The sequence below is a fragment of the Nocardia wallacei genome, from assembly GCF_029868745.1.
GTDB classification, from domain to species: Bacteria; Actinomycetota; Actinomycetes; order Mycobacteriales; family Mycobacteriaceae; genus Nocardia; species Nocardia wallacei_B.
The window spans coordinates 1-11,311 of the sequence record NZ_JARWOP010000170.1 but is presented as its reverse complement, the minus strand read 5'-3'; the positions used below and the strand labels follow the sequence as shown (position 1 = coordinate 11,311).

Here is an 11,311-nt window from a genome sequence, read left to right as displayed (position 1 = left end):
CCCCGCTCTCCCCGGGGGGTCTTGTGGCCCCCCGGCCCCGCGGGGTCTACTATCTCCCCCCCCGGGCGGTCGTCCGTCGTAGTAGATGAGGTGAGCCGTTGTTCGTCGGGGCGCTGGAGTTCGACATTCTGCTCGGCGATGTGCATTCGCTGAAACAGAAGCGTTCCGTGATTCGTCCCCTGCTCGCCGAACTGCAACGGTTCGGGGTGTGCGCGGCCGAGGGCGGGGAACACGACCGGTATCGGCGCACGCTGCTGGGTGTGGCCGTGGTCAGCTCCGCGATGGGCCATCTCACAGAGGTCCTGGACCGGTGTGAACGCCACGTGGCGGCGCGTCCGGAGTTACAGTTGCTGGCAGTGCGCCGCCGGATCTTCGGACCCGAAGACTGAGTCAACACAAAGAGGAGGGTCGGCCATGGTGGACCAAGCCAGGGCACGCCGGCTCGCGAAGCGGATCGTCAATATCGTCGGTACCGCGATCGAGTACGAGATCAAGGACCCGCGGCTGGGATTCGTCACCGTCACCGATGCCAAAGTGACGGGTGACCTGCGGGAAGCCACCGTCTACTACACGGTGATGGGCGAAACGATCGACGCGGAACCGGACTTCACCGGTGCGGCGGCCGGGCTGGAGAAGGCCAAGGGCGTGCTGCGCTCGAAGGTCGGCGCGGCGACCGGTATCAAGTTCACGCCGTCGCTCGCGTTCGTTCTGGATACCGTCCCGGACGCCGCGCGGGAGATGGAGGAGTTGTTGGCCCGCGCCCGCGCGGCCGACGAACAGGTCGCGCAGGTGGCGTCCAACGCGACCTATGCCGGTGACGCCGATCCGTACAAGAGCGACGAGGAAGACTGACCGCCCGCGAGGCGGTCGAGGCTGAAGCGATGACAGCAGTAACGCCGGCGGCGGATCTGGCCGCGGCCGTCGAGGTTCTGGACGCCGCACGGTCGGTCACGGTGCTGTGTCATGTGCAGCCCGATGCCGACACCGTCGGCAGCGGGCTGGCGCTGGCGCAGGTGCTGCACCGGCGCGGCGTGCCGGTGTGGGTCTCGTTCGCCGAGCCCGCGGAGTTACCGGCCTCGATGCGGTCTCTGCCCGGCATCGAGTTCCTGGTGCCGCCCGCGCGGGTACCGCTCGAGGTGGATCTGCTGGTGGCGGTCGACTGCGGCAGTGTCGGGCGGCTCGGCGCGCTGGCCGACCGGATCCCCGGCGCCGCAACGACTCTCGTGCTCGACCATCACCGGTCCAATACGCGCTTCGGCACGGTGAACGTGATCGACGCTACGGCCGAGTCGACCACCAGCCTGCTGGCGCGGGTCTTCGACGCCTGGGGCGAGCCGATCGATGACGCGGTGGCGTACTGCCTGTTCGCGGGCCTGGTGACCGACACCGGGTGTTTCCGGTGGGCCGGTCCCACCACCCATCGGCTTGCCGAACGTTTGCTGGAGACCGGGATCGACGGCGCCGGTATCACTCGCACGCTGATGGACACCCATCCCTTCGGTTGGCTGCCGATGTTGTCGCGAGTGCTGGGCTCGGCCCATCTCGAGCCCGACGCCGCCGCCGGGGCCGGGCTCGTATACGCGTTCGTGCTCCGCGACGATATCGACGGCCTGCGCTCGGAGGAGGTGGAGAGCGTCATCGACCTCGTCCGCACCACCTCCGAGGCCGCCGTCGCCGCCGTCTTCAAGGAGTCGCGGACCGCGCCGGGCGTATGGACGGTCTCGCTACGCTCCCGCGACACCGGCGTCGGCCTGGACGACGGCGTAGACGTGGCGCAGGTGGCCACGAAGCTGGGCGGCGGCGGACACCGCTACGCCGCCGGATACACCACCACCGGCACACCCGACGACCTGGTCGCCTCCCTCCTGTCGGCCCTCTCCACCTGATCTCTACAGTGCCGGTCGGTTCGGAGCTCCGTCTTCGTCAGCAGGGAGCACGGATCGGGGCGGTCATCGGTCGGCACGTGACGGGGCGGGATCGGCTGCGGGGGACGGTGAGACGTGGCCTCGGTCGAGATGTCGGTGGGGTGTGCGAGGGTGGTTGTCGGCGGGACGACATTCGGGAGGTTGGCGTGCGCGGCGATGGGTCGGGGGAACGCGGGGCTGGGTCGTCATGAGCGCGCAGCAGGGGTGTGAGCCGGTCGAGGCGGTGGCCGAGGACCCGGTCGAGGCGGGGCCGCGGCGGATTCTCGGGATCGCGGTGCCGACGTTGGGCGTGCTCGTCGCGGAGCCGATCTACCTGCTGTGGGATATGGCGGTGGTCGGGCGGCTGGGGGCGCTGGCGCTGGCCGGGCTGGCGGTGGGCGGGCTGATTCTCGGGCAGGTCAGTACGCAGCTGACGTTTCTGACCTACGGCACCACCGCGCGGTCCGCCCGGCGGTTCGGATCGGGGGATCGGCGGGGCGCGATCGAGGAGGGCGTGCAGGCGAGCTGGACGGCGATCGGTATCGGTGTGCTGATTCTCGTTGTGCTGCAAGCGTTCGCGGGCCCTGTCACCGAACTGATCGCGGGCGGGCACGACATCGCCGACGCGGCGCTGGGGTGGTTGCGGATCGCGCTGTTCGGAGTGCCGCTGATCCTGGTCACCATGGCCGGAAACGGATGGCTACGTGGCGTGCAGCAGACCCGGCGGCCGCTCGCCTACGTGATCGCGGGACTGGTGGTGTCGGCCGTGCTGTGCCCGCTGCTGGTGCACGGCTTGCTGGGGGCGCCGCGGCTGGGGCTGGACGGTTCGGCCGTCGCCAATGTGATCGGACAGGTCATCGCGGCCGCGATGTTCCTGGGCGCGCTCGGCCGGCGATGCCTGCTGCCGCCGGGCCACCCCGACCGGATCTCGCCCGCGCCTCGCCCGGCGATCATGCGGGCGCAACTGGTGCTCGGCCGCGACCTGATCGTCCGCAGCCTGGCCTTCCAGGCGTGCTTCGTCTCGGCCGGTGCGGTGGCGTCGCGGTTCGGGGCGGCCTCGGTGGCGGCGCATCAGCTGGTGTTGCAGCTGTGGAACTTCATCGCGCTGACCCTGGACTCGCTGGCTATCGCCGCCCAGACGCTGACGGGCGCGGCGCTCGGCGCCGGGAACGCGCGCGGGGCGCGGCGGCTCGCGGGACGGATCACGGTCTGGTCCACGCTGTTCGCGGTCGCACTGGCGGTGTGCTTCGCCGCCGGATTCGAGGTGGTGCCGCGGTTGTTCACCACCGATCCGCTGGTACTGGACCGGACCCACGTCGTCTGGTGGTTCTTCGTGGCCCTGATCCCGGTGGTGGGCGTGGTGTTCGCGCTCGACGGCGTGCTGCTCGGCGCGGGCGACGCCGCCTACCTGCGCAACACCACCATGGGTGCGGCGCTGATCGGATTCCTGCCGGTCATCTGGCTGTCCCTGGCCTTCGACTGGGGTATCGCCGGAATCTGGAGCGGTCTGGCCGCATTCATCGTGCTGCGGCTCGTCGCGGTGAGCCTGCGAGCCTGGTCCGGGCGCTGGGCTCGGGTCGGCGCGGAGATTCCGGGCGGCATGGGGTAGTCGGCCCGCAGAGCCACAGCCAGCCCCGCCGGGACGGTGAGCGCAGGGCATGGGAATGTGGAACGGACCGCCGCGGTTGCGCATGCAGGCGTGGCAGGAGAGTAGGAGGTTGGTGCCGGGTGAATCCGAAGCTGATGGCCGTGAGCGATATCCATGTCGGGCACCAGGGCAACAAGCCCGTCGTCGAGGAGATCAGGGCCGATTCACCCGAGGACTGGCTGATCGTCGCGGGCGACGTGGCGGAGAAGACCGACGACATCCGGTGGGCCCTCGAACTGCTGCGCAAGCGTTTCGCGAAGGTCATCTGGGTGCCGGGGAACCACGAATTGTGGACCACCACAAAGGATCCCGTGCAGATGCACGGCGCCGCCCGATACGACTACCTGGTGTCGCTGTGCCGGGACCTGGACGTGCTGACGCCGGAGGATCCGTTCCCGGTGTGGGAGGGCGCGGGCGCCGAGCAGTACGGCGGCGCGGTGACGCTGGCGCCGTTGTTCGTGCTCTACGACTACTCGTGGCGGCCCGCCGGCACGACCACCAAGGCCGAGGCGATGGCGCTGGCCCGCGACCGCAATGTCGTCGCCACCGACGAATTCCTGCTGTCGCCGGACCCGTACGTGACCCGCGACGCCTGGTGTCACGCCCGCGTGCAGTACACCCGCCGCCGCCTCGACGACCTGGGCACCGACACCCCGGTGGTGCTGATCAACCACTTCCCGCTCAACCGCGAGCCCACCCGGATGCTGTTCTATCCGGAGTTCTCGCTGTGGTGCGGCACGGAGCTGACCGCGGACTGGCACGTCCGCTACAACGTGGTCTGCTCCGTCTACGGCCACTTGCACATTCCGCGCACCACCTTCTACGACGGCGTCCGCCACGAGGAGGTGTCGCTCGGCTACCCCCGCGAATGGCAACGCCGCGGCCTGCCCGACAAACTGCTGCGCCAGATCCTCCCCGCCCCGGAGTACGGCCCGGACGATCTGAACGAGTGGGGCGGCCACTTCAAGATCACCCCCGCCATGCGCGCCGCCGCGGTGGAGATGCGCCGCGTGGCCGACCGCCGCCGCGGACTGGGGTGATCGAGCGGACCCTGCCCTCCGTTAATCTCGTGAGGCAAGCAAGGTGTCGAGTCAGGAGGCGGTCATCGAGGAGCGGGCGAGCATCATCGGCAGGATCCTTCCCGATGGGGTGGCCGCGGCCGAGTTGGTGCGGTATCCGGAGGAGCTGAAGCCGCACCCCGGTGAGGAACATCTGATCGCGAAGTCGGTGGAGAAGCGGCGCCGGGACTTCATCGGGGCGCGCTACTGTGCACGGCAGGCCCTGGCCCAGCTGGGCGAGCCGCAGGTGGCGATCGGCAAGGGGGAGCGGGGCATGCCGCTGTTCCCTACCGGCGTGGTCGGCAGCCTCACCCACTGCGACGGCTATCGGGCCGCGGCCCTGGCGCATCGGCTGCGGTGGCGGTCGGTGGGCATCGACGCCGAGCCGCACGACACCCTGCCCGAGGGCGTGCTGGACTCGGTCAGCCTGCAACCCGAGCGCGACTGGCTCCGGGGCGCCATCCCGGCCACCGGTCTGCACCTGGACCGATTGCTGTTCTGCGCCAAAGAAGCCACCTACAAGGCGTGGTTCCCGCTGACCCTGCGGTGGCTGGGTTTCGAGGACGCGCACATCACCTTCACCATCGACGACACCGGCAGCGCGGGCACCTTCCACAGCAAGCTGCTGGTGCCGGGCCAGACCAACGACGGTGGGGCCCCGCTGATCTCGTTCGACGGGCGCTGGCTGATCGGCGACGGGCTGATCCTGACCGCGATCGCGGCGGGCTGATGAGCGAACAGCGCACCCCGCTGGTGAACGCGCTCGGCGGCCTGCTGATCGTCGACAAGGACGGCGGCATGACCAGCCACGACGTGGTGTCGCGGTGCCGGAAGCTGTTGCGCACCCGCAAGATCGGGCACGCGGGCACCCTCGACCCGATGGCGACCGGTGTGCTGGTGCTGGGAGTGGAGCGGGCGACCAAGATGCTGGGACTGCTCAGCCTCACCACCAAGTCCTACGCCGCGACCATCCGGCTCGGGCAGTCGACGGTCACCGACGACGCCGAGGGTGAGACAGTCGCCACCACGCCCGCCGGGCACCTCACCGACGCCGAGATAGCCTCCGGCACAGCGAAATTGACCGGCGACATCCAGCAGGTCCCCGCCACGGTGAGCGCGATCAAGATCGACGGCGAACGCGCCTACGCCCGCGCCCGCGCGGGCGAGGACGTGCAACTGGCCGCCCGCCCGGTCACCGTGAGCCGCTTCGACATCCTGAAACGCCACGATATCGACTCCCGCGCAACCACATTCGTGGACCTGGACGTCGAGGTCGACTGCTCGTCGGGCACCTACATCCGTGCCCTGGCCCGCGACCTGGGCGCCGACCTCGGCGTCGGCGGCCACCTCACCGCCCTGCGCCGCACCCGCGTCGGCCCGTTCACCCTCGACCACGCCCGCACCCTGGCCCAGCTGGCCGACGCCCCCGCCCTGAGCCTGGACATCGATTCCGCTGCCCGCCTGGCCTTCCCGTCCCGGTCCATCACATCGGACGAGGAACAATCCCTGCGCGACGGCCGCTGGCTGGACCCGCTCGGCATCGCGGGAACGCACGCGGCGCTCACCCCGGACGGCCGAGCCATCGCCCTGCTCGAGGAAAAAGGCAGACGCTCCTCCCCGGTCTTCGTCATCCGCCCCCGCGGCCTGATCGACTGACGCTCGCGGGAGCGCTACGAGTTGGCCGGTTGCGGCGCGGTGGACGCGGCCGCGGCGAACGACACGCGCAACCGCTCCACCGCGTCGTGCATGTGGTCGACCAGGAGTTTGCGGGCGCGGGCGGGGGCGCCGGAGCCGATGGCCTCGCGGAGGTCGGCGTGTTCCTGGATCTGTTCGAGTACGTCGGGGTAGGTGGTTTCCAAGGCGCCCAGGCACATTCGGGTCTCGATGAACAGGGTGCGGGCGGCGTGGGCCAGGCGGGGGCTGTCGGCGCTGGCGACCAAGGCCTCGTGGAAGGCCTGGTCGGCATCGGAGACGCCGGCGGCGTCGCCGCGGTCGGCGCAGGCGCGCATCGCGAGGACGCTGGGTTCCAGTGCGGTGTAGGCGATCTCGCGGCGGCCCTCGAAGATCAGCTCCAGCGCGCCGCCCTCGATGGCGGTGCGGGCGCGGTACACGTCGAGCACGTCGTCCAGGGACAGTTCGATGACGAAGATGCCCCGGTGCCGGATACTGTGCAGCAGACCCTCGGACACCAGCCGCTGCATCGCCTCCCGCACCGGACCGCGGGACACGTCGAACTGGGTGGCGAGGTCGGCCTCGACCAGCTGTGCGCCGGGCGCGAGCGTACCGCGCATGATCGCCGCACGAAGCCGGTCGGCGATCATCTCCGCCGTGGACTGCCGGTTCACCGGCTCGAATTCAATAACCGACATGAATGAGCCTTTCCGAGAACAGCTTACCGAGTTGCGGTGCGATCGGTTCGCTCCCCGGCGAATATCCGGCGAGCCGGATACCCTCCCAGATCGTCACCTGGTTCGCGGTCAGCACCGGTTTGCCGAGCGTGGCCTCCAGCTCCGGCAGCGCCGCCACGGTGTGCATGGCGGTGTCGGGGATCAGCAGCGCCTGGGCGTCCGGATGATCGTTGGCCACAGCGAGTTTCACGACCTGCTCGGCCTCCAGGGTGCCGACCTCGGCGGCGGTGTCGATGCCCGCGCTGGACATCGATATCACGTCGATGCCCTCGGCGCCTAGGAAATCGACGAACAGCCGGGCGACATCGTCCGGGTAGCTGGCGCACACCGCGACCGACGAGATACCCAGTGCGCGTGCGGCATTGACGAACGCGAAGCTGGTGCTCGAGGCGGGCACCCCGGCCGCCTCCCGCAAACCCCGCACCTGGTCTCGCGCGCCGCGCGGCCCGTAGACGAAGCTGCCCGAGGTGCAGGCCCACACCACCGCGTCCGGCCGCGCCTGCGCCAGCAGCCCCGCGCCCTCGCGCAGCCGCTCCGGGCTGCCCAGATCGAGCAGTTCGGGTACCGCGTGCAGATCGGTGCCGTAGATGTGCGCGACTCGCAGTTCCGCGCCCAGGATCTCGGCGGCGCGGGGGTAGTCGTCCTCGGCGGCGTGGTCGGGATAGATGAAGCCGATGGTGGGTGTCTGCATGGTGATTCCCCTAGAAGACGTCCTGGAGCCACTTGCCGGGCCCCATCATGGGCAGTTTCATGCGGCCCAGGCACGCCCACATGGTGAGCTGGTTGGCGGTGAGCACCGGTTTGCCGAGGGCCTGTTCGAGCGGTTCCACGAGGTCGTAGGTGGGCAGGTTGGTACAGCTGACGAAGATCGCCTCGGCCGACGGGTCGTCGGCGTTGATGATGCGCTCGGCGATGGTGCGGTAGCTGACCTTCCAGATGCCGCCGCCGAGCCCGAGATGATCGGAGCGGACGACCTCGCAGCCGGCCTCGCCGAGAAACTCGTGCAGCTTGCGGGTGAGGATCTCGTCGTACGGGGTGATGACGGAGATGCGGGTGAGTTCCAGCTTGCGGATCGCCTCGATCAGCGCGCCGGAGGTGGTGACCGCGTCCCGGGCGCCGGCCGCGCAGATCGTGTCGCGAAGCGACTGCTCGTACTCCAGGCCCTTGATGAAGCTGCCGGAACTACACAGGTAGGCAATGACTTCCGGCTCGACGTGCAGCACGTTGCGGGTGGCCGCGGTGAGGTGCGCCGCGTTCGACACCAACTCGGCCATCGCCACCGACACCGGGACCGGCTCGTAGGGCGTGCGCGCCAGGTGCAGGCTGACCTCGAGCGGCGCCCACCGCCACAGCTCACGCTCCAGCGCGAGATCGAACGGTGCGATGATGCCTATACCCCGCTGCGCGACCGGGCCGTCGATGTCGGGAAAATTGAGTTCCACTACGAGGGGCCCCTCTCGCGTTCAGCTGGGTATTCCTCCGCACACGATCGGATTGTTGACAATCATACGATGTCTTTCTAGCCTGTCAATGTGGTTGAGGGCCAAATAGTCACCGTTCTTCACGATGGCACCAGGCCCGATGCGGGACTGATGCGTCCGGTGTCCGAGCGGGCCACGGTCCGCTACACCGATTCCGACGGTCTCGCCGATGCGCTGCATGGTGCCGACGTGTTGTTCGTATACGACTTCACCAGTACAGCCGTCCCCGGGGCCTGGCCATCGGCGGACCGGCTGCGCTGGGTACACGTCGGCGCCACCGGGGTCGACTCCGTGATGTTCGACGGACTGATCGGCAGCGACGTCGTCGTCACCAACACCCGCGGCATCTTCGACGGGCCGATTGCCGAGTACGTGCTCGCGCAGATCCTGAACTTCGCCAAGGACCTGCCCGAGTCGTGGCGGCTGCAGCAGCGGCACGACTGGCGCCACCGGGAATCCGAGCGGTTGTCCGGCGCCACCGTACTCGTCGTCGGTACCGGGTCCATCGGGCGGGCCATCGCCCGCATGCTGCGCTGTGTCGGCATGGACGTGCGGGGGCTGGGGCGGCGCGCCTACACCGACGACCCGGACTTCGGCAGCGTCGGCACCGATCTGCACGCCGAACTGCCCGCGGCCGACTACGTCGTCGCGGTCGCACCGCTCACGCCGCAGACCCGGCACATGTTCGATGCACGGGCGTTCGCCGCGATGAAGCCGCATGCCCGTTTCGTCAACGTCGGTCGTGGGGAACTAGTAGTGACAGACGATCTCGTCGCCGCGCTGCGCAACGGCAGCATCGCGGGCGCGGCGCTCGATGTCGTCGATCCCGAGCCGCTGCCTCCCGGGCACGCGCTGTGGGATCTGCCCAACGTCCAACTCACCCCCCACAACTCCGGTGATGTCCTCGGATGGCGCCGCGACATCGTGACCGCCTTCGCCGGGAACTTCCGGAAGTGGATCGACGGCCGGCCGCTGGAGAATGTGGTCGACAAAGGGCTGGGATACGTCCCCAGCTGAAAGGGAGTCAGCCATGGCCCACCCCGATATCGATATCCCCACCGAGCCGGCCGCGATGACAGCGGTCGAGCTGATCACCGCCTACTCGGCGGGTGCGCTGTCACCGGTGGAGGCGACCGAGGCCGTACTCGGCACCATCGCCGAGCGCGACGGCGAGCTGAACGCCTTCTGCCTGATCGATGCAGAGCGTGCCCTGATGCAGGCCAAGGAGTCCGAGGCGCGCTGGCACTCCGGGCACGTGCAGGGATTGCTGGACGGGGTACCGATCTCGATCAAGGACATCTTCCTCACCGAGGGGTGGCCGACCCGCCGCGGCTCCACCTCCATCGAGCCCGACGTGCCGTGGCCGCTCGACAGCCCGGTCACCGCGCGGCTGCGGGAAGACGGCATGGTGTTCCTGGGCAAGACGACCACCCCGGAACTGGCCTGGAAGGCCACCACCGACAGCCCGCTGACCGGCATCACCCGCAACCCGGCCGATCCGTCGAAGACGTGCGGCGGTTCCTCCGGCGGCAGCGCCGCGGCGGTGGCGGCCGGGATGGGCCCGGTGTCGGTGGGCACCGATGGCGGTGGGAGCGTGCGCATTCCGGCGTCGTTCTGCGGCATCGTCGGATTCAAGCCGACGCACGGGCGGATCCCGCTGTATCCGGCCAGCCCGTTCGGGCCGCTGGCACACGCCGGGCCGATGACCCGCACGGTCGAGGACGCGGCTCTGCTGATGGACATCCTCTCGCTGCAAGATCCGCGCGATCCCACGGCGCTGGCGCCCACGCTGTCCACTTTCCGCGGCGAGTTACAGCGCGATGTGCGCGGGGCGACGGCCGCCTATTCGGAGACGCTCGGCTACGTCGAGGTCGACCCGGAGGTGGCGGCCGTGGTGGGCGAAGCGGTGCGGCAGCTGGAAGCGGCCGGATTGCATGTGACACAGGCCGACCCGGGTTTCAGTGATCCGCTGGAGGCGTTCGAGGACCTGTGGGCCGCGGGCGCGGCGACGATGCTGTCGAAGTTCTCGGCGGGCAGCCGCGGGCGCGTCGATCCGGGCCTGGGCGAGGTCTGGGATCGCGGCGCGCGGCTCGACGCGGTGGCCTACCTCGACGCTCGCGCGGTCGCGGCCGAGGTCGGCATCGTGATGGGCGCCTTCCACACCGCCTACGACGTGCTGATCACCCCGACCGTGCCGATCCCCGCCTTCGAGGCGGGCCACGACGTGCCTCCCGGTAGTGGCCTGCGCAGCTGGCCTCAGTGGACCCCGTTCACCTACCCGTTCAACATGACTCAGCAACCTGCCATCAGCCTCCCGGTAGGCGCCACGAAGGCGGGTCTCCCGGTCGGCCTCCAGATCGTCGGCCCCCGCCACTCCGACGACCTGGTACTGGCTTTGGCCCGTTTCGCCGAAGTAGTGCTGGGCTAGAAAGCGTCCCGGGCCGGGGCGGCCCCCAAACCGCCCCCGTGCGCGGTTTACCCCTATCCCCCCGGTGGGGGCCCCCAACGGTTATGCTCCGGGGGGGTCGCCCAATGCTGCGTCCGCAGACAGGTCTGGCTGATGCTCCCGAGATAGGCCTGGCTGACACTCCCCGCAGACAGGCCCGGCCTGAGCGGACACGGATCGCACGGATGCGGCATATTTCGCCGCGTAAGCGCGATCTGTGTCCGCTCAGGCCGGGACGCTTTCTAGCCCAGCACTACTTCGGCGAAACGGGCCAAAGCCAGTACCAGGTCGTCGGAGTGGCGGGGGCCGACGATCTGGAGGCCGACCGGGAGACCCGCCTTCGTGGCGCCTACCGGGAGGCTGATG

13 protein-coding genes are annotated in these 11,311 nt (G+C 69.6%); 9 read left to right on the top strand and 4 right to left on the bottom strand.

Annotated features, from left to right (window positions below; all coding sequences use genetic code 11):
• Positions 1–98 precede the first annotated feature (98 nt).
• From QH470_RS14185 to truB, 7 genes are all read left to right on the top strand, one after another.
• Positions 99–389: a DUF503 domain-containing protein gene (locus QH470_RS14185; RefSeq protein ID WP_280272809.1), complete on the top strand. Its 291-nt coding sequence runs from the start codon at positions 99–101 to the stop codon at positions 387–389.
• Positions 390–414: 25 nt separating this feature from the next.
• On the top strand, positions 415–852 hold the full coding sequence (rbfA, locus tag QH470_RS14180; RefSeq protein WP_280272808.1) for a 30S ribosome-binding factor RbfA: 438 nt from the start codon (positions 415–417) through the stop codon (positions 850–852).
• Positions 853–881: 29 nt separating this feature from the next.
• A complete protein-coding gene (locus tag QH470_RS14175; RefSeq protein ID WP_280272807.1) occupies positions 882–1,886 on the top strand; it encodes a DHH family phosphoesterase in 1,005 nt (334 codons plus the stop codon).
• Positions 1,887–2,112: 226 nt separating this feature from the next.
• Complete coding sequence (locus QH470_RS14170) at positions 2,113–3,513, top strand: MATE family efflux transporter (RefSeq protein ID WP_280272806.1); 1,401 nt, start codon at positions 2,113–2,115, stop codon at positions 3,511–3,513.
• Between the two features lie 119 nt (positions 3,514–3,632).
• A complete protein-coding gene (locus tag QH470_RS14165) occupies positions 3,633–4,592 on the top strand; it encodes a metallophosphoesterase family protein (protein WP_280272805.1) in 960 nt (319 codons plus the stop codon).
• 82 nt (positions 4,593–4,674) lie between these two features.
• The gene (npt, locus tag QH470_RS14160) at positions 4,675–5,340 is read left to right on the top strand and encodes a 4'-phosphopantetheinyl transferase Npt (RefSeq protein WP_280272814.1); all 666 of its coding nucleotides are present in this window, start codon (positions 4,675–4,677) and stop codon (positions 5,338–5,340) included.
• Positions 5,340–6,266, top strand: coding sequence for a tRNA pseudouridine(55) synthase TruB (gene truB, locus QH470_RS14155; protein WP_280272804.1), 927 nt, complete (start codon positions 5,340–5,342; stop codon positions 6,264–6,266). The genes npt and truB overlap by 1 nt, the downstream gene beginning before the upstream one ends.
• Before the next feature lie 14 nt (positions 6,267–6,280).
• Here truB and QH470_RS14150 read toward each other — a convergent pair whose 3' ends face one another.
• From QH470_RS14150 to QH470_RS14140, 3 genes are read right to left on the bottom strand one after another with little or no spacing between them, the layout of a single operon-like run.
• A complete protein-coding gene (locus QH470_RS14150; protein WP_280272803.1) occupies positions 6,281–6,979 on the bottom strand; it encodes a GntR family transcriptional regulator in 699 nt (232 codons plus the stop codon).
• Positions 6,966–7,709 carry a maleate cis-trans isomerase family protein gene (locus tag QH470_RS14145; RefSeq protein WP_483243937.1) on the bottom strand — a complete coding sequence of 248 codons (744 nt, stop codon included), beginning with the start codon at positions 7,707–7,709 and terminating at the stop codon, positions 6,966–6,968. Before QH470_RS14145 ends, QH470_RS14150 begins: the two co-directional genes overlap by 14 nt.
• Positions 7,710–7,719: 10 nt before the next feature.
• Complete coding sequence (locus QH470_RS14140; protein ID WP_280272802.1) at positions 7,720–8,460, bottom strand: maleate cis-trans isomerase family protein; 741 nt, start codon at positions 8,458–8,460, stop codon at positions 7,720–7,722.
• A gap of 150 nt (positions 8,461–8,610) precedes the next feature.
• On the opposite strand from QH470_RS14140, the gene QH470_RS14135 reads away from it, so the two are divergent.
• Positions 8,611–9,516, top strand: coding sequence for a D-2-hydroxyacid dehydrogenase (locus tag QH470_RS14135; RefSeq protein WP_280272812.1), 906 nt, complete (start codon positions 8,611–8,613; stop codon positions 9,514–9,516).
• A 28-nt stretch (positions 9,517–9,544) separates the two neighbouring features.
• Positions 9,545–10,927, top strand: coding sequence for an amidase (locus QH470_RS14130; protein WP_280272811.1), 1,383 nt, complete (start codon positions 9,545–9,547; stop codon positions 10,925–10,927).
• A gap of 260 nt (positions 10,928–11,187) precedes the next feature.
• Here QH470_RS14130 and QH470_RS14125 read toward each other — a convergent pair.
• On the bottom strand, positions 11,188–11,311 hold a 124-nt coding region (locus QH470_RS14125; protein WP_280272810.1), incomplete at its 5' end, for an amidase family protein.